Below are 17,367 nucleotides of genomic sequence, written 5' to 3' on the forward strand. Positions count from 1 at the left end.
GTATTTTTAAACACTTAATAGAAACAAATGAAACTTCCTTTATTCCCGTTACAATCTGTGTTTTTTCCGGGTGAAACTGTACCCTTACATATTTTTGAAGATCGTTATAAGCAGTTAATACAAGATTGCCGTAATGAGGCTATTACTTTTGGTATTCCTGTTTATATACATGACAGTGTTGCGTATGGTACTGAAGTGCAATTGGTTGAAGTTGTGACAGCCTATGAGAATGGAGAAATGGATGTGAAATGTGTAGCGCGACAGGTTTTCAAAATAGAATCATTTGAAAGACAAATGTCAGGAAAATTGTATGCAGGTGGTAATGTCCGTTTTTTAGATACTATCAATGATGGCACTGATTTGTCGAAAAAACGGGTGTTGGAAAAAATTGAAGAATTATATGGGTTAATGGATGTGCCTTTTACGCCAATTCCTCTAGAAAAATTCAATAGTTATATTCTGGCTCATAAAATGGGACTTTCTTTTGAACAAGAGTTTCAATTGCTTCAGCTAGCAAAAGAAAGTGAGCGACTTTCGTTTATTAAAGGCCATTTAATGGCAACTATTTCAGTGCTTAATGCAGTTGGTCGCACCAAAAAAGCAATTGAATTAAATGGTCATTTCAAAAATTTTGATCCACTAGATTTTGAAGATTTTAAAAATTAGTTGGTATTACAACCCTTTTTAGGTCAACTCGCTTGTAATTCGCCTGTCGTTTCCTATTTTTGCATTTGAACTTATATACCTTTAATCAATGAATCTTCACGAATATCAAGGAAAAGAGATTTTAGCCAGTTTTGGAGTACGTATACAACGTGGTATAGTTGCCCAAAGCGCTAATGAAGCAGTAGAAGCTGCAAAAAAACTTACTGAGGAAACCGGTACTGGTTGGCATGTTATTAAGGCCCAAGTACATGCAGGTGGTCGTGGTAAAGGAGGCGGTGTGAAACTTGCTAAGAACTTGAAAGAAGTTGAAGAGATTGCAGGCCAAATAATTGGTATGAACTTGATTACGCCGCAGACATCTGCTGAAGGTAAAAAAGTACACCAGGTATTGGTTGCTGAAGATGTGTATTACCCAGGTGAAAGTGAAACCAGCGAATTTTATATGTCGGTTTTACTAAATAGAGGTACAGGACGAAACATGATTATGTATTCTACAGAGGGTGGAATGGATATTGAAGAGGTTGCAGAAAGCACACCACATTTAATTTATACTGAAGAAATTGATCCAGCTACAGGCATCTTGCCATTTCAAGCTAGAAAAATTGCTTTCAATCTTGGACTATCAGGTACGGCGTTTAAAGAAATGACCAAATTTGTTTCAAGTTTGTACAAGGCATATGTAGAAAGTGATTCAAGTATGTTTGAAATCAATCCGGTGTTGAAAACATCAGATGATTTGATAATGGCAGTAGATGCTAAAGTAACTATTGATGATAATGCCTTATTCCGTAGAAAACAATATGCTGAAATGCGTGATTTGCGTGAAGAGAATCCAATTGAAGTTGAAGCTGGTGAAGTAGGTTTGAGCTATGTTGATTTAGATGGTAATGTTGGCTGTATGGTTAACGGTGCTGGCTTAGCAATGGCTACAATGGATTTAATTAAGATGGCAGGTGGTGAGCCAGCTAACTTTTTAGACGTTGGTGGTACTGCAGATGCAAAAAGAGTAGAAGAAGCTTTTAGGATCATCTTAAAGGATCCTGCTGTTAAAGCAATATTAATAAATATCTTCGGTGGTATTGTACGTTGTGATCGTGTAGCACAAGGTGTTGTTGATGCTTATAAAAATATGGGTGATGCTATACAAGTGCCAATAATTGTAAGATTACAAGGTACGAACGCTGAATTAGCTAAAGAGATAATTGACAATTCAGGTCTAGCTGTTCATTCAGCGGTACAGTTTCAAGAAGCTGCTGATAAAGTAAAAGAAGTGTTAGCATAATACTTCAAAACATATAAAAATTAAAAGGCTGTGTTAATTCACGGCCTTTTTTTATGTCCAAAAATTTAAGAGTAAAATTTCGTGTTTAGGTCAATAAATACCTATGTTTTTAGCATTGTTCAGATTTAGTTTTGGACTATAATTTTAGTCTTAAAAATTGTTAAAACGTAAAAAGATTGTAACAATTTTATTCTAGTTCCGTCTTTTAAATAGAAGCCACTTAGGTGGTTTTATTCATCATTTCATCAATCAATTATTAATCACCTGATAATCGTCAGGAAAAACAAAAGTCATGAGAAAATTAAGTTTAGTTATGGTAGCTGCAATGCTACTTTTCACAGGAAGTATTTTTGCAAACGAAGTAATCAGCAACGAACCATCAAAAAGTTTATCTGCACAAATTTCTGAAATTCTTAATGTTAACACATTAAGTGATAACGCTGTTAATCAGAAAGCACAAGTGCGATTTACGTTAAATGAGGATGGTGAAATTGTTGTAATGTCAGTAGATACTAAAAATAAGAATCTTGAAACATTTGTAAAAAATCGCTTAAACTACAAAAAGGTAGAAGTTGATGAGATACAAGAAGGTAAATTGTATACAGTAGCAGTGCGTGTAGCTGCATTATAGAACCGTATTAATTCTTTAAAAAAAAAATCCTGATTGAGATCTACTCCATCAGGATTTTTTCTTGTTCTTATATTTGACGTAACTGAGGTCAGACTGCTTTTTAGGATTTATTTTTGTTCTTGGTTGAACTGTCTGGGCTTTACTTTTCGGTTTAGCCTTTAATAATACTTCCCCCGGAATTAAAGGATTTTCTTTTGTACCGCGTAAGTGCAACACCAATCCGTTTAAAAAATTACGCAAAATTTGATCCCCACATTCGCGATAATTTGGGTGGTCTTCATTTCTAAATAAAGCACCTAATTCACTTTTTGAAATCTTAAAATCTACTAATTGAAGAATTTCAATAATATCATCATCACGAAGTCGGAGTGCAACTCTTAATTTCTTTAAAACATCGTTGTTTGTCATTATCCTATTTTATTGATAGTGCAAAGTAAAACATAGCAGTAGTATTTATCCGTTTTTAGGCCAATTATTTATACGAAAGCACCTTTATTTCTGTTATTTATATAGGTAAATCAAATATCATCCACATATAATATGAGTTCTTACGAAGAAAAACTTAGTATTTTATCAGAAATGATTGCTTTTGCCCAGATTGATAAAACAATAAAGGAGCCTGAATTCAGCTTTCTTTTAAGTGTAGCAGCACAATTAGGTATAGAGCGTGAGACCTTTGATTCATTACTTAAAAAAAGCAGTAAACATGTTATACCTAAATCTCAAGCCGATCGTATTCTTCAGTTTCACAGATTAGTGCTCTTGATGAATGTTGACGAAGAGCAGGATGAAGTTGAGGTTAGTCGATTACATAATATCGGATTAGGTATGGGGTTGCCGCCATCTGCAATTCAACAAGTATTATCTATAATGCATCAATATCCTAATAAAATTGTACCTCCAAAAGTGCTTATAAATATCTTCAAGGCACATTACAATTAGAAAACACTTATAAAATAGACACAATGTCATGTTTTGAATAGCTAAAAGTGTCAAAATGACATCTTTTTAGGCTTGGTATATAATTTGTTTATTCAAAAGCGCAATTGAAGTTTAACAAATAAAAAAATATATCATGAGCATAGTAAGAAGAAACAATATCGTATTTCCGTCATTAATGAATGAAATATTAAAACCAGATTGGTTTGGTGGATTAGAGAATATGAATGTCAACCTACCAGCGGTAAATATTAAAGAAAACGAAAAAGATTATGAATTGGAATTGTCTGTTCCTGGAAGAAAGAAGGAAGATTTTAATATTGAAGTCGATAATAAGGTGCTAACTGTTTCATCTGATGTAAATACCGAAAAGGATATTTCAAAAGAAAATTACACAAGAAAAGAATTTAGCTTTACTTCCTTTAAAAGGTCATTTACTTTACCAGAAACAATTGATGAGGAAAAAATAGAAGCGAATTACGAAGATGGAATATTAAAGTTTGTGTTTCCGAAGAAAGCGGAAGCTTTGCCAAAAGCAAAAAGACTTATTTCTCTAAAGTAAAATAGATTTGTAGTATTATTACATACTACATGTTGGTTGGTTAGTTTGAAAAGCGTCTCTAAAAAAGGGACGCTTTTTTATTTTTAAAAATCTAGCAATCAATTTTATTAGATTTTAAAGTTGCAAATACAAATGTGAAAATTTTATAAAGTTGAATATAGAAATAATCAAAAACAGTCAGTAGGGTAGGTGCTAATTTTTATCTTTTATGCTTATGGATATCTTTCTATTTGTTGATATTCTAATGGGTAATGTTGGGCACAAAAACAAGTTTTGTAATGAGTCGTTTAGAGCACAAGTTATATAGGATAGTTAATGATTTCTTTACCAGTAATTTAAGTGCTTTTTGCATCTGGTAAAGTGAATATATAAGTTGCTTTTATTGGATATAAAAAATTTTACTTTCACATTCGATTTTGATTAATAATTTGAAAAATTTATTGTTTTAGGCTTATCTAAAAATATTTCATAAATATTTGAAAATCAGATGTTTAATCGCAATTAAGTTTAAAGTGTATTTAAGATCTTACTTTTAAAGTAAGGCAAGTACTACAAATGTGCATATTGTTAGTAAAACGTACTGAATGAAATAATAATGCTGGCTATAATTCTAAAGCAAATACTAATTTAAAAAGGCTTAAAGATTTGTTGCTTTTAAAGTTTTCGACACTTTAAATTCTTATAAAAAATGACGCTTTTTGTAAGTGATATTTTATGAAATTAAGGAAGTAATAATTTAAAGTTTTATGCTCTATTTTTCTTGAAGCATTTTAATTTCGTCACGCAGTTTTGCCGCATGCATAAAATCTAACTCTTTAGCAGCTTTCTCCATTTCTTTTCTTTTTGAGCGAATCATTTTTTCAATTTGATCTTTGGTCAAATAATCCATATCTGGTTCTGCAGCTCGCATTTCTTCTTTCTCAAAATGATAAGTTGAAACGGAATTTTTAGAAAGCACACTATCAAGACTTTTATTTAATGCTCTTGGTTTAAGATTGTGTTTAGTGTTATAGGCTATTTGTTTTTCCCTTCTATAATTTGTTTCATCAATAGTTTTTTGCATGCTAGCGGTTATTTTGTCCGCATACATGATTGCACGCCCATTAAGATGTCTAGCAGCTCTTCCTACAGTTTGAGTAAGCGAACGTGCACTTCGTAGGAATCCTTCTTTGTCGGCGTCTAAAATAGCCACTAACGATACTTCAGGTAAATCTAAACCTTCACGTAAAAGGTTTACACCAATAAGTACATCAAAAATACCTTTTCGTAGGTCTTGCATAATCTCTACACGTTCAAGTGTGTCTACGTCACTATGTATATAGCGGCAACGTACATCTATTCGTGTTAAATATTTTGCTAACTCTTCAGCCATTCTTTTGGTAAGTGTTGTAACTAAAGTACGCTCGTCTTTTTCTACCCGTGTTTGAATTTCCTCTACTAAATCATCAATTTGATTTAAGCTTGGCCGTATATCAATAATGGGATCTAGTAGTCCTGTTGGTCGAATAACTTGTTCTACGTATACCCCTTGACTTAATTGCAGTTCATAATCAGCCGGGGTAGCACTAACATATATTATTTGGTTTTGTAGCGCTTCAAACTCTTCAAATTTTAAAGGCCGATTATCCATTGCTGCAGGTAGTCGAAATCCGTATTCTACTAAATTTTCTTTTCTAGAACGGTCACCACCATACATGGCATGAACTTGCGGAATAGTTACGTGACTTTCATCAATTACCATTAAATAGTCATCAGGAAAATAGTCTATTAAACAAAAGGGGCGTGTACCAGCCTCTCTACCGTCAAGATATCTAGAATAGTTTTCAATACCAGAGCAGTAACCAAGTTCGCGAATCATTTCAAGATCAAAACTTGTTCGTTCTTCAAGACGTTTTGCTTCTAGGTGTTTTCCTATTTCTTTGAAGTAAGCAACTTGAGCAACCATATCATCTTGAATTTGATGAATGGCATTTTGCAACACGTCTTGTGATGTTACAAACATATTGGCAGGGTAAATATTTAGTGTTTCATAGGTCTCAATAATTGTGTTGTTAAAGGGGTCGAAGGCTTCTATTTCTTCAACTTCATCACCAAAAAAATGAATTCTGAACGCATGGTCAGCATAGCCAGGAAATACATCAACAACATCACCTTTAACTCTAAAATTGCCATTTTTAAAATCTGCCGTTGTTCTTGAATAAAGTCCTTGTACCAATTGGTGCAGAAATTTAGTTCTCGCAATTACCTGATCTTTTTCAATAGTAATTACATTTTTTTGAAACTCCACCGGATTACCAATTCCATACAAACAAGAAACAGATGCAACGACAATTACATCGCGCCTACCCGATAATAAAGAAGATGTTGTACTTAACCTTAATTTTTCAATATCCTCATTGATAGAAAGGTCTTTTTCGATGTACAATCCAGTGGTAGGTATGAAAGCTTCTGGCTGGTAATAATCATAATATGAAACAAAATATTCTACAGCATTATCTGGAAAAAACTGCTTGAATTCAGAATACAATTGGGCGGCTAGTGTTTTATTGTGAGCCAAAACTAAAGTTGGCCGCTGAACATCTTTAATTACGTTTGCTACCGTAAATGTCTTACCTGAACCAGTGACCCCAAGCAATGTTTGATACTGTTCGTCTGTGTTTAAACCACTAACCAATTGTCTGATAGCCTGCGGTTGATCACCTGTAGGTTTGAACAGTGAAACTAAATTAAACTTCATCGTTTAAAATTACAAAAGACTTCGGTTTTAATTGATTTCAAAAGGGATTTTTATCTATTATCTTTTCAAAGTAAAGTGGCCTTGATAAACACGACCTGCTTCTAGGTTGACTCTAAACCAATAGTCAGCTGCTGGTAGTGGTTGGTTATTAAAAGTGCCATCCCAACCTTCATTTGCGTATCTATTGACTTGGTGAAGTAATTTACCATATCGATCATAAATAGATAATGAAACTTCATCATCAAAAGGAATTCCAATTAAATTCCATTTTTCATTAACCCCATCTCCGTTGGGTGTGAAAAATTTTTGAAATCCAATTACTGAAACTTCTTCTTCTGTTATTCCACAACCATTTTTATCTCGAACATAAATTTTTGCCTTACCCGGAGCTACATTATCAAATTCGGGAGAATCAGTGTATGGTCCATTTTTATCACCAATAGCAAATTCATAATCCCCATCACCAATGGCTATAATAGTGAGTTTATTATTTTCTTGTAGGTCTTCTATTTCTACTTCTGAAATTATGGCATTATTCGAAGGCAATACTTTAAAGTCACTGCTGTTGGTGCAAATTTCCGTTCCATTAACATAACTCCAGCCTAATTCTAATCGATAATTTCCCGGTTCAACAATGGCAACTGTTATAGCATTTGATATTAAAGTTTCATTGTTACTTTCATCAATTTTATACCATGCATAAATATCAAATCCAGTTTCAGCTTCTAAAAGCAAGTTAGGATCATTTGTACAAACTAAATATTCAGGATCAATGTTAATAACAGGCGTAGGGTTTACAACCAATTCTATTGCTTCTACGCCTAAACATTGGTTCGTTGCTTCAATACGTGCATAAATTATAGAAGAAGTTGAAGTATAAATATTTTCTAGAATTGGGTTTATCTCTAAGGATGCATCAATTTTGGAATTATAAAAAACAACATCAAAACTTTCATAATTTGCATTTTTAATATTCACGAGGTCAAAAGAGCCTTCTGCGGTTGTAGCGGATGGGTCAATGGTACACGAATAATATATAGCACCGGTTGATAAATCAGAAGGTGAAGGACTTACCTCTAGCGCTAACTCAGCTTCATTGGTACATCCATAGCTATCGGTAACTTTTGCATAAATAGTCTGATTCGTAACAGTTTCGTTTCTAAATTCATATGTTATTTCTATTGGAAAGTTATTTTCCAGATCAGCTAAAGTTCTATAAAAGGTGACCAAATTTTCTTGATTTGGACTAATCTCATTTCGAGTCTGATCGAGATTGAAATAGGTAAAACCATCTGAACTGGCATTTGCATTTTCATCGTCAATATCACATTGTGTTAGACTGTAATTATTGGCAATTGGGGGTTCATTAATTTGAATTTGGGCTTCCCCTAAAATGTCACATTGCGTTGCATCTGCTTGAGAAATTATCAGTCGATATTGCCCCGCGTGCGATTGATTTAATGTCTCGATTCTTAAGATATTATTATTTTCATTCATTAACGGAACACCATCGTGCTCCCAGTAATAAGTGGCGCCAGGTAATTCATCCGCTTCTAGAACTAATTCTTTTCCATCACAAAAAGTAGCAGAGGTACTTGTGGTTCCATCAGCAGTTTTGATAAGTCCTTTTTTTGCAAAGAAAGATTGAATAAAAGGGGGTAAGCCTTGCATTGCAATTCCACCATTTAAATAAATTGCATTGTGCTGGTAATCGGCTGCTTCTCCTTTCAGGTTTGGTTTATCAATAACACCTAAATACTGAGTTCCTTCAATGTATGATTTTGTTAAGGTTCTATAAATTTTTCCATTCGCCCCTAATTGTAGTGCACCTCTATAATTGTTGCTTTGATGAAGCACAACTTTTGATTGTGAGATATTACTACTAAAAAGATCATATTGAAGTAAATTTGAGTTGTGATTAGTTTCCATAGCAGGAGCATCTGAATGCGTATGCACATATAAATATTGATTGTTTGGAGAGAATTCCACACTATATGGGTTTTTGTAATGTCCAGAAATACTTATTTTTTCAGGATTTGAAACAACACCAGTTTCAGCATTAAAATCATACAAGTAGAGACCATCTAATTCATTAGCACTTGCCATTTTTTTACCATCAGAAGATAATTTTAAATACCCTCTTTGATCACCAAACGTTGTGCTGAATGTGCTTTTTACTGATGTTTGATTTACCCCTTGATCATTAACCTCAAAAGCATGAAAAGTATCAGAAAGACCATTAATACCATCAACTGTTGATAACGTCATTACCCAAACAGATTCTTCAGAACAGTTTTTAACTACAGCTGTAATTTTCTCAGAACAAGTTTGCAATAAATTAATATTTTTAGCTGTGACAGCACCAATACCATTATTCTCAGAAATATCAACAATTGAATAATTGAAACCGAAGTTTGGATCATCTTCTTCAATGGATGTATCTACTGTAAAAATAAAAAACACATCGTCACTTGCGGGTGCAGGAACTATAATGGCGGATTGCGTACTAGAAGGGTCTCCGTATAAACCCGTACCATTTTGCATAACCGAATGGTTTCGATCATAAACAGTAATACCATCGGTATAAAAAAGTAAAACTCCAGCTTTGTCAGAAATACTTGCACAGCCTTCTTCGGTATTTATTTTACCGTTGGTTAGTTCAGTAACACTACCATCTTTGTTAAAACGTAAGCCAGCATTCTTACCGAAATACCAATTGGTTGTCTCGTCCTGGCCATAACTTATGGCAAAAACAAGCGATATAATTATGAAGCAAATCTTTTTCATTTCACGTTCTCTCGAACGCATAAGGTACTATAAATCACGCCTTTTTAAAAGTGCATATGACAGATATACAAAAATAGCTGTCCAACCCAAAACAATAAGTATTTCATACCAATGTACCGCATAATCAAATCTAAAATCTTCGCCTATTTGGTCCCCTAAAGACTGTACCGCGCTTAGTCTAGAAAAAGGTTCGTCGATAAGATTCCACATAGCATTTAGTGGAAATAACCCCATAACGGCGTCAGTTTCTGTATGACCTTCAAAAATCTTCCATCGTAAAATTGCTCTAACAAAACCTTCAAAAATTTGCCATAGAATTAAAAATCCCAATGCAAAGGCAGAGCGTTTTACTAGTATGCCGGCAAACATACAAAAGGCAAAAAAGCCCATTAATTTTACAAAGAAGGCCAATAAGAATTCTAAATCAGAAAATATAATTGATAACTCATTAAAATCAGAATAAACAATCCCTAGAATTAGTGAGACTACAAATACAAATACTGTTGAAATAAGAGCGAAAGTAACAACTGTTAAAAACTTAGATAGAATAAATTCTTTTTTAGAAAGTCCATCAATAAGGTTCTGTTTGATGGTTTTATTACTGTATTCATTTGCCATCATTGAAACAATGACTATAGCTAAGAATAGTTTAAAGAAAGCCGTAATAAAAGTGTTAAAGTGCCATATGTATGGAAAATTAAATATGCCCTGTTCTGCAAGGTGAAAGTTTATTGGGCCAATATCGAATTTAATAGCAGCTACTAATGCTATTGAAGTGAGTAATATAAAATAGGAAAAAACTAAAATTTTGCTAGCTCTGTTATTCCAAAGTTTTATAAACTCTATTTGAAGTAAACGTATCATGCGGTCAGTTGATTAATTTGATTGATTTTTTGTTAATTCTAAGAATTGTTCTTCTAGGCTTTCTTTTCTTTTGACCAAATGTGAGAGAATGATTCCTTTATCTAAAAGCAGTTTATTTAAAGTTCCAGGGTCTAATTCTTCTTTTAGAAATGCGGTTAATAAACCGTTTTCTAGTTTAATTTCTCCAAAACTAGCATTGGTTTTTAGATAAGCTTCCAACGCACCATTATCTTTTGATTTCAATTCAAAAAATCCATGACTCGCCAACATACCATCAACGCGTCCTGAATACAATTTTACTCCTTTTCGAAGAATTACCACATGACTACAAACTTTTTCAACTTCATCTAAAAGGTGAGAGGCAAGTAGTATGGTGGTGCCCTGTGCGGCAATTTTTTTAATAATCTCTCTAATTTGATGAATGCCTTGTGGGTCTAACCCATTTGTAGGTTCATCTAAAATCAAAATTTCCGGATCGTTTAATAGGGCAGAAGCAATTGCTAATCGCTGTTTCATACCTAAGGAATAGGTTTTAAATTTGCTATTTTTTCGATCTAACAAACCAACCAATTCTAGTTTTTCATCAACTTTATCAGTAGAAACTTCCTTTATTTTGCATACCAATTTTAAATTTTGAGCTGCTGTCATATAAGGGTAAAAGTTTGGGCGTTCAATAATAGCACCAACTTTTTTTAAGGCTTCATGGGTTGAGGTATTACCATTAAACCATGAAAATTCTCCTTTAGTTCTATTTACCACATTTAGTACAATGCCTAGGGTGGTTGATTTTCCGCTTCCATTGGGTCCTAAAATACCGTAAACATTACCCTTTTCAATAGTGAATGAAAGGTCGTTTACAGCAGTTAGATGTCCAAATTTTTTAGTAAGGTTTTGTACAGTGAGAATTTTTTCCAAAATATAATGGCTTTACAATCGTTCTTAATAGTTGACGAAGAAAGCCTAAATTTGTTACAATCCCATAAGAAATAAAAGTATGTCTGACGAAAAATTGATGTCAAAAAAGAAACCTGCCTACCCTGTTAGTAAGGAGTTAGATGGTTATTTAGAGCATTATAGTCGAAAAATAGAGATACCTATTTTTTATGAAGATCTCTTACGTTTTTCAGGATCAGTAGTGTTATACGACAAGAATGAACAAGATACTTTATGGATTCGGGTATATTATTCTGAGTTTGAAAGAAAAGAAATAGATGATAGTCTAAAAAAAGTATACTCTATTTTACATTCTGATGGTAGTAATAATATCAACCAATATTTAAATGTTGATGCAGTTGACTTTTGTACGTTCGGAAATTCTAAGCCGTTTCGTATTAAAATTAGAAATATTCTTAATGATAATTTCACGTATTTCTACATAAAAAAAACCGATGCATCTCGTATTTATGGTTTGGAATTAGAGCATATGTTATCACCTTATAACCTTAACTTTTTGGTATATAAGGACACCTTAATTGAGGAACATATTGCAGGAATACCAGGCGATGAGTTTATTAAAAATATGTTGCCAACTTGCTCAGAACCAGAGAAGTCTCAACTGGCAAAAGAGTTTGTTAAGTTTAATGAACGCTGTATGATTCGTTTATTGGGTGATATGCGTTCTTACAATTACGTGATTGTGCCAACCCATGATTTTGATCATGTTGTTTATAAAATTAGAGCAATAGATTTTGATCAGCAATGTTTTGAAGGTAAACTAAAAGTATATCGACCTCAGTTTTTTAAAGAGAATTTTCAAATGGTTGAACTTGTACGGAATAAGTTGCTTAGAGATTCTGTAGATCAATACAAATTGGAAGAACGTTCTATGGTTGCCAAACGTATTTTGAGTTCAGGGAATAGAATTAAGAAATTAAGAGTCATTTGTAAAGCAGATCTTATATCTACAGATGAGAATATTTCAATGCTAAAAGAGCAAATAGAAGAACTTACTTCTGATTCTAACTTTAGCAAATGTCAGACCATGGGCGAGGTATTGGATCTTGCTTTAAACTTTGTAAGACGAAATTATGAAGATGTGAGTGTAAAACAGATAATAGAGAATAATATTAAACTATAAACACTTGTAATTAAGTGTGTTACGTCTTTTGATTGGGCAATTAAGCTTAATATTTTCTAATTATTCTCCTTATTAAAATACACTAGATAGTAATACATTTGTCTTTCTTCATCCCAGCCTTTTTCAACAAATTTTTCTGCTGATTCAGGATTTACAAAGTCCAATTTAATCTGAATATTAGTATCTAAATTAATTACACTTTTTATTTTTTTTCTAGCGACAGAAACAGCTTTATTGGCAATGTCAAAATTGGAAACATCTTCAATACTATACTTAGGTCCTTTTTCAACTTTATAATGTTTGAATTCAGGTATTAATTCAGGATTATCCATTACCTCATTCAAAAAGTTAGTTTCTTCAAACGAATCATTTTTGGCAAAATGGTTTACCGCTTTGTTCATAAACAAAACTTCCTGCTGTTTGTCTTCGGCAGGTAAAACCACATCTTTCGCAAAATTTTGACAGAATTTAAGATAGTTTTTTGTCAAGAAATTATCATCGGTTAAGGGCACTAAGCCTAAGAAATTTTCTAACCAATATTTGGTGTCATAACGGTTACTATCAACTGATAAAACTTTATAACCTTCTTCTTTATCCGCATTGAAAATAATGCAGCCCTTATCTAATTTATTAATGTTTATACCTTGTTCTATAAGTAAATCAAGATTGTTACTCTTTTCATCAAACTGTAAAAAATCTTGCTTCAATTCACTTTTAAAAATACCAATGGCATCGGTTTTTTTATTGTCAAGAATGACATCGTGCAAATAACTTACGTATAATTCACCACTTTTAATATGTGGATGATCCCCTTGATCGTATAGAAACTTAGCAATTTTCTTTGAGCAACTATGTATTGAATCTGGATTTTCAAAAATCTCGTTAGCCAGTTTGTAAATCTCATTGAATTCGATATCTACTTCATTAGCTAATTTGAAATAGTTCTCTTCTTTTTCACGAAAAGGCTTAAAGAAATATTCTTTTAAAAGTCCGGCTATTTCATCATTAAGTGTGAATGCTTCATCAGAAAGAAATAAACTCTCGCTTTTGTTTTTATTGCCCACACGATGCAATGATAGACTTTCAATTTGAGTAGGATAGAGATTTATCATTTCTAATTCTGAGTTATTTAAGGTGAATTATATGTGGTAATTTTCAGTTGTAATTGGCAATTTATTAATTCCAATTCTCATCAAAATCTAAGTCGTCATAATTGCCTAAATATTCTTCATCTAACTCCGTAGGATCAGATTTAAAATTTTTCTCTGGCGGAGAATCTGGTACTTCACCAAAAGTGAACAATAGGTTTGGGTATGTTCGGCCATCTTCCTTTTCAACAATATCAGCTAATTCAACAAAGAAGGTCCACATGCTCATAAAATCGTAAACATAAATCAATTTCGGATTATTTTCGCTTAAGAAATCTTCTAAAAAGGTTTCATTCATTAATCGAACATCAGAACCACTGTCACTCATGTCAAAAAGCGCAATTTCTTCATCTTGATTCCATTCTTCATCACAGGTGTAAAATGAGGCCATTTCATTACCCAAAAAGCCAAAAGCTTGGGTTATGGCATTGTGCAATTCTTCAAGTGAATTGTCCTCATCAATTTCAATATCTCTAAAGATATCTTCAGCTGTATCTAATATAATTCTGATCTTGTAAATCATCAATTTTCCGTTTAGGGAAGTTCGCAAAGTTACGAAGATTTATGACTTTTATTGGCATTAAATACTTCCAACAGCAAATAATATTGAACTCCACAAAGAATACTTGCCAAAACCAAATGTAATGCCTGCGTAGAAAAAGGGAAATCCATATAATACATAAGAATTCCTGTTAAAACCTCTAATCCTATTAGAGAAATTATCCAATTAATTTTATCAAAACCTAAATTTTTAGATCGTATGCGATACAAGAGGTAAACATTTAGCAAAACAACTAAAACAGAAAATGTTCGGTGTATATAGAACTGCACTGTAACATTTTGCAACCAAAGTTCTTTCGCATCGTAGCCTATAAGGTCAATTTGCTCATCTACAAATTGTCTTACTTGCGTGCCGAGAACAATCTGAATTAACGTAAGAAATAAAGCTATACTAACTAATACGCCGATATTGTTTTTTTTGGTATTTACGAATTTTCTATCCTTAGATTTATAAACGAGGTAGATTAATAAAAATACGATTACCAAGGCCATCATCATATGAATGGTGATTTTTACGGGCTCTAAAACGGAATAAACAACGGTGGCACCTAACCAACCTTGAAAGCCCATAGCAAAAACAGTAAGCCAAGAAATTATAGTTAATGTTTTGTTTGTTTTCCAATACCGTAAAGAAAGAAGCGCTAAAATTAAAGTTCCAAATCCGGCTAATGCACCAAATAATCTATTGACATATTCGATCCAGGTATGTGTGGCGTTGAATTCAGCGTATTCATGTTTAGTATAGGCTTCCCAATTGTTTTTATCAAAGGATGAGGTTGTTCTAAAATTATGTTTTGAAACCTGAAGTGTTTCATCAACAATAATTATTTGACCCTTTTTAATTTCAATTTCAGGATGCCATTCAATCTCTGAAATTTCAGTAGGGGGTATGTAATGGCCGAAACACTTGGGCCAATCAGGGCAACCCATTCCACTACCTGTCATTCGAACTACTGCACCAGCAATAATGACCAAATAAACAAGGACCAAAGATATTTTAGCTGTTCTTCGAAAACTCTGTTGCATTTCAACTATTGAGGACTACAAAATTACAATTCTTTCGTCGGTAAGTTGGTGCAGAAATGAAACTTTATATCAAAATCTCCTTTTAGCGTATAGCATTTAATCCGCCTAAAATGCATTTTAAAATTTGACCTGAAAGGAAGTGTTTTATTATTTTTCTATAACAATAAACTCAGATCTTCTATTCAATTGGTGGTCTTTATCAGAACAGGGCATTCCGTTTCGACAATGGTTGGTTAATTGAGTTTCACCATAGCCTTTGCCTGTAATTCGGTCAGTTGAAATACCTTTTGAGAGAATATATTCCACGGTGCGCTTTGCTCTACGTTCAGATAACCAAAGGTTGTAATTATCTTGCTCACGACTATCAGTATGAGAGCCAACTTCAATTATGACTTCTGGTCTGCGTAGCATATAATCAATTACTTTATCTAATTCAGCGTAAGCATCAGTTCTTATATACGAACTATTCAAATCAAAATATATAGGGGTCAATTTCAGAATTTTAACTAAATCTGATCCCACATTAGCTACTTTGCTAGACTCTTCAAGCTTTAATTGAGTAGCATTAATTTGTTTTTCTTCTGGTGATGTTAGCATAAATAAGCTGCCATCTTCGTAACCTTCTTTAGTACCTGTTAATTGATATTGCTTTTCTTGGCAAGGAATTCGAATGGTATAAGTACCATCAGAGGTTGTTTGACTTTGAGCAATTTCTTCTCCGTCATTGTTATATGCAATTATGTTGGTTTCTGCCAACGGCGTGTCAGAATCTTTATCTACCGCGATACCATTAATAAATGTAAAACATTCATTTTTTCGGAGTGCTAAACGATATATATCATCACTACCTTGGCCACCATTTCGATTTGATGCAAAGAAACCGTTTTCTTCAGCGGCATCCATAACAATTGAAAAATCATCTTCAGAGCTATTGATCGGACTTCCTAAATTATGTATGCTCTTTTTATCCTTTAAACTTACTTTGAACAAATCAAGACCGCCAAGACCAGGATGCCCATCCGAAGCAAAATATAAAGTTTCAGATTCTGAGATAAACGGGAAAGTTTCTTTTCCTTCTGTATTAATCGGAGCACCAAGATTTTGAGGAATTCCATAACTGCCATCTGCTAGTACGTCAACCACATAAATGTCAGAAGCTCCTTTACCGCCAGGCATGTCTGAAACAAAATATAATTTTGTACCAGTACTATTGAGTGAAGGGTGAGCAACTGAATAATCGGTACTATTAAAAGGTAATTCTATTTCATTTGTCCAAGCGTCAGCTTCAAATGATGCAGTGTAAATTTTTAATCGACTTATTCCGTTCTTATCTCTTTTGAAGTTGTTTTTTTCAAAATTGTTTCTCGTGAAGTACACAGTTTTACCATCTGTACTAAAGGCAGTTGAAGATTCGTTCGCCTTTGTATTGATGTTTTCTGAGAACTTTTTTAAGCTAACACTTTCTTTATTTTCAGTGAACTCAGCTTTATATAAATTGGAATAAACTAAGTCATTATAGTCTGCTTCAGATTCTAAATCTCTAGTGGTAGCGAACACTATGTTTTCTAAAAGATAAGAAGGGGCGAAGTCAGATTCAGAGGAGTTAATTGAGCTAAAATTTTCAATGGTATATTGATCCGTTGGTATGGTAATATCTTTTAAATAATCAGTATTCAATGCATATAGGCCGGCTCTTAAATCTTGGTTTTTTGCTTTTCTAAATTTCTCCATCCAAAGGTTAGCTTCTTCATATTTCTTAATTGATTTTAAGGATAAAGAGTATCGATATAAATAATCAGGTTCTATATCAGTTTCATTAAGGTTTACTAATTTTTCATACCAGTAGGTTGCTACATCATAGTTAGCACTTAAAAAATTTTGGTTACCTAGTTTTTTATAGATGATTGATTCATTGTAACCTTTTTTCAATAGGCTTTCATAAGATTCAATCGGAACCATATAAGCATATGCATCAAAATTGTCATTCGTAGCCTTTCTCTTTTTTTCTTGGGATGAGCCCAAGGCGTGTATAAAGAAGATTAAGAATAAAATATGATATGTTCGTATTGATTTCATGTCCATGGCTT

At 33.1% G+C, this 17,367-nt stretch carries 15 protein-coding genes; 6 read left to right on the plus strand and 9 right to left on the minus strand.

From position 1 onward, the window contains the following. Positions 1-27: 27 nt before the first annotated feature. The 3 genes from JQC67_RS09715 to JQC67_RS09725 all read left to right on the plus strand — a co-directional run bounded on the left by JQC67_RS09715 (position 28) and on the right by JQC67_RS09725 (position 2,579). A complete protein-coding gene (locus tag JQC67_RS09715) occupies positions 28-666 on the plus strand; it encodes an LON peptidase substrate-binding domain-containing protein (RefSeq protein WP_203252616.1) in 639 nt (212 codons plus the stop codon). Between the two features lie 88 nt (positions 667-754). Then, positions 755-1,948 (plus strand): ADP-forming succinate--CoA ligase subunit beta, encoded by a 1,194-nt coding sequence (gene sucC, locus JQC67_RS09720; protein WP_203252617.1) that lies wholly within the window; start codon positions 755-757, stop codon positions 1,946-1,948. Positions 1,949-2,240: 292 nt separating this feature from the next. Next, on the plus strand, positions 2,241-2,579 hold the full coding sequence (locus JQC67_RS09725; RefSeq protein WP_203252618.1) for a hypothetical protein: 339 nt from the start codon (positions 2,241-2,243) through the stop codon (positions 2,577-2,579). Between the two features lie 48 nt (positions 2,580-2,627). Here the strand turns inward: JQC67_RS09725 and JQC67_RS09730 are convergent, their stop codons facing one another. Next, entirely contained in the window at positions 2,628-2,987 is a 360-nt protein-coding gene (locus tag JQC67_RS09730; protein WP_203252619.1) for a DUF1456 family protein, read from the minus strand. A 132-nt stretch (positions 2,988-3,119) separates the two neighbouring features. On the opposite strand from JQC67_RS09730, the gene JQC67_RS09735 reads away from it, so the two are divergent. Together JQC67_RS09735 and JQC67_RS09740 are read left to right on the plus strand one after the other, a co-directional pair. Further along, a complete protein-coding gene (locus JQC67_RS09735) occupies positions 3,120-3,521 on the plus strand; it encodes a TerB family tellurite resistance protein (protein WP_203252620.1) in 402 nt (133 codons plus the stop codon). Positions 3,522-3,654: 133 nt separating this feature from the next. Further along, positions 3,655-4,080 carry an Hsp20/alpha crystallin family protein gene (locus tag JQC67_RS09740; protein ID WP_203252621.1) on the plus strand — a complete coding sequence of 142 codons (426 nt, stop codon included), beginning with the start codon at positions 3,655-3,657 and terminating at the stop codon, positions 4,078-4,080. Between the two features lie 751 nt (positions 4,081-4,831). Here the strand turns inward: JQC67_RS09740 and uvrB are convergent. Genes uvrB through JQC67_RS09760 form a run of 4 tightly spaced genes read right to left on the minus strand, consistent with a single transcriptional unit; the run spans position 4,832 to position 11,383 of the window. Next, positions 4,832-6,817: an excinuclease ABC subunit UvrB gene (gene uvrB, locus JQC67_RS09745; protein ID WP_203252622.1), complete on the minus strand. Its 1,986-nt coding sequence runs from the start codon at positions 6,815-6,817 to the stop codon at positions 4,832-4,834. Between the two features lie 57 nt (positions 6,818-6,874). Continuing rightward, positions 6,875-9,604, minus strand: coding sequence for a T9SS type B sorting domain-containing protein (locus tag JQC67_RS09750; RefSeq protein WP_203252623.1), 2,730 nt, complete (start codon positions 9,602-9,604; stop codon positions 6,875-6,877). Positions 9,605-9,631: 27 nt separating this feature from the next. After that, positions 9,632-10,468, minus strand: coding sequence for an ABC transporter permease (locus JQC67_RS09755; RefSeq protein WP_203252624.1), 837 nt, complete (start codon positions 10,466-10,468; stop codon positions 9,632-9,634). Positions 10,469-10,480: 12 nt separating this feature from the next. Beyond that, entirely contained in the window at positions 10,481-11,383 is a 903-nt protein-coding gene (locus tag JQC67_RS09760) for an ABC transporter ATP-binding protein (protein WP_203252625.1), read from the minus strand. Between the two features lie 79 nt (positions 11,384-11,462). Here JQC67_RS09760 and JQC67_RS09765 point away from each other — a divergent pair, with 79 nt between their 5' ends. After that, positions 11,463-12,545 (plus strand): hypothetical protein, encoded by a 1,083-nt coding sequence (locus JQC67_RS09765; RefSeq protein WP_203252626.1) that lies wholly within the window; start codon positions 11,463-11,465, stop codon positions 12,543-12,545. Between the two features lie 56 nt (positions 12,546-12,601). Here JQC67_RS09765 and JQC67_RS09770 read toward each other — a convergent pair whose 3' ends face one another. The 4 genes from JQC67_RS09770 to JQC67_RS09785 form a co-directional block, all read right to left on the minus strand. Then, positions 12,602-13,657 carry a nucleoid-associated protein gene (locus JQC67_RS09770; RefSeq protein ID WP_203252627.1) on the minus strand — a complete coding sequence of 352 codons (1,056 nt, stop codon included), beginning with the start codon at positions 13,655-13,657 and terminating at the stop codon, positions 12,602-12,604. 64 nt (positions 13,658-13,721) lie between these two features. Beyond that, a complete protein-coding gene (locus tag JQC67_RS09775) occupies positions 13,722-14,216 on the minus strand; it encodes an IS1096 element passenger TnpR family protein (protein ID WP_203252628.1) in 495 nt (164 codons plus the stop codon). A 29-nt stretch (positions 14,217-14,245) separates the two neighbouring features. After that, positions 14,246-15,280, minus strand: coding sequence for a COX15/CtaA family protein (locus JQC67_RS09780; protein ID WP_203252629.1), 1,035 nt, complete (start codon positions 15,278-15,280; stop codon positions 14,246-14,248). A 147-nt stretch (positions 15,281-15,427) separates the two neighbouring features. After that, positions 15,428-17,356 (minus strand): OmpA family protein, encoded by a 1,929-nt coding sequence (locus tag JQC67_RS09785; protein WP_203252630.1) that lies wholly within the window; start codon positions 17,354-17,356, stop codon positions 15,428-15,430. Between the last annotated feature and the right edge of the window lie 11 nt (positions 17,357-17,367).

The organism is Aurantibacter crassamenti (genome assembly GCF_016811105.1).
GTDB lineage: Bacteria > Bacteroidota > Bacteroidia > Flavobacteriales > Flavobacteriaceae > Aurantibacter_A > Aurantibacter_A crassamenti.

Bases quoted from the DNA above. Each gene is read 5' to 3' on its own strand.
- JQC67_RS09715 (WP_203252616.1), top strand. From the start codon at position 28: ATGAAACTTCCTTTATTCCCGTTACAATCTGTGTTTTTTCCGGGTGAA.
- sucC (WP_203252617.1), top strand. From the start codon at position 755: ATGAATCTTCACGAATATCAAGGAAAAGAGATTTTAGCCAGTTTTGGA.
- JQC67_RS09725 (WP_203252618.1), top strand. From the start codon at position 2,241: ATGAGAAAATTAAGTTTAGTTATGGTAGCTGCAATGCTACTTTTCACA.
- JQC67_RS09730 (WP_203252619.1), bottom strand. From the start codon at position 2,987: ATGACAAACAACGATGTTTTAAAGAAATTAAGAGTTGCACTCCGACTT.
- JQC67_RS09735 (WP_203252620.1), top strand. From the start codon at position 3,120: ATGAGTTCTTACGAAGAAAAACTTAGTATTTTATCAGAAATGATTGCT.
- JQC67_RS09740 (WP_203252621.1), top strand. From the start codon at position 3,655: ATGAGCATAGTAAGAAGAAACAATATCGTATTTCCGTCATTAATGAAT.
- uvrB (WP_203252622.1), bottom strand. From the start codon at position 6,817: ATGAAGTTTAATTTAGTTTCACTGTTCAAACCTACAGGTGATCAACCG.
- JQC67_RS09750 (WP_203252623.1), bottom strand. From the start codon at position 9,604: ATGAAAAAGATTTGCTTCATAATTATATCGCTTGTTTTTGCCATAAGT.
- JQC67_RS09755 (WP_203252624.1), bottom strand. From the start codon at position 10,468: ATGATACGTTTACTTCAAATAGAGTTTATAAAACTTTGGAATAACAGA.
- JQC67_RS09765 (WP_203252626.1), top strand. From the start codon at position 11,463: ATGTCTGACGAAAAATTGATGTCAAAAAAGAAACCTGCCTACCCTGTT.
- JQC67_RS09770 (WP_203252627.1), bottom strand. From the start codon at position 13,657: ATGATAAATCTCTATCCTACTCAAATTGAAAGTCTATCATTGCATCGT.
- JQC67_RS09775 (WP_203252628.1), bottom strand. From the start codon at position 14,216: ATGATTTACAAGATCAGAATTATATTAGATACAGCTGAAGATATCTTT.
- JQC67_RS09780 (WP_203252629.1), bottom strand. From the start codon at position 15,280: ATGCAACAGAGTTTTCGAAGAACAGCTAAAATATCTTTGGTCCTTGTT.
- JQC67_RS09785 (WP_203252630.1), bottom strand. From the start codon at position 17,356: ATGAAATCAATACGAACATATCATATTTTATTCTTAATCTTCTTTATA.